Source organism: Micrococcus sp. HSID17227 (assembly GCF_003989405.1).
In the GTDB taxonomy this organism is placed as follows: Bacteria; Actinomycetota; Actinomycetes; order Actinomycetales; family Micrococcaceae; genus Micrococcus; species Micrococcus luteus.
Genome location: NZ_RBLN01000533.1, coordinates 1 through 798, shown reverse-complemented (window position 1 = coordinate 798; position 798 = coordinate 1). Strand labels below are relative to the sequence as shown.

The 798-nt window shown below is 68.8% G+C and carries 1 protein-coding gene; it reads right to left on the bottom strand.

What is annotated here, in order from left to right; translation table 11 throughout:
- A partial coding sequence (locus D8M29_RS13125; protein WP_127446077.1) for an IS3 family transposase occupies positions 1-798 on the bottom strand: 798 nt, incomplete at both ends.

Below are 798 nucleotides of genomic sequence, written 5' to 3'. Positions count from 1 at the left end.
CGGTTTCCATTTGATGGGTGCACTGCCGAGCGTACTCGGCTGGGGTTAGGTAGCCGAGCGAGGAGTGCCGGCGGTGGTGGTTGTACTCGTCCTTCCAGTCGCCGATGATGACCTGTGCGTGCAGCAGCGAGTAGAAGCTGTTGATGTTGAGGCACTCGTCGCGGATCCGGCTGTTGAACGACTCGACGTACCCGTTGCGCCACGGCGAGCCCGGAGGGATGTAGGACAGGCCGGTGCGGGTGCCGGCCCAGTCGGCCATCGCCTCGCTGATGAACTCCGGCCCGTTGTCCGACCTGAGCACCGCCGGGGCGCCCCGGGCGGCGACGAGGTCCTCGAGGTGGGCGGTGAGTCGGTCGGCGGTAATCGAGCGCTCCACGAGGCCGCCGATGCACTCCCGGGTGTGTTCGTCGACGATCGAGCAGATCTTGATCGGTCGTCCGTGCTCGTCGGCGTCGAACTGGAAGTCCACCGCCCACACCACGTTCGGCGCGTCCGCCGTCGGCGCGTCGACGGTCGAGGACCCGACGCGCTTGCGTCGACGCCGCTGCGGGACCCGGAGCCCTTCGTCACGCCACAGGCGTTGGATCTTCTTGTGGTTCACCACCCACCCCTCGGCGCGGGCGTCGTGATACGCCCGCCGATACCCGTAGCGGGGATGGTCCTTCGCCCAGGCGCGCAGCCACTCCCTGAGCGCCCGATCCGGGTCCGCGACCGTGTCGCCCTTGAGCGGTCGCCGGTACGCGGAGCGGCTCAGCCCGACCAGACGGCACGCCATCCGTTCGCTCACCCGCAACTTGC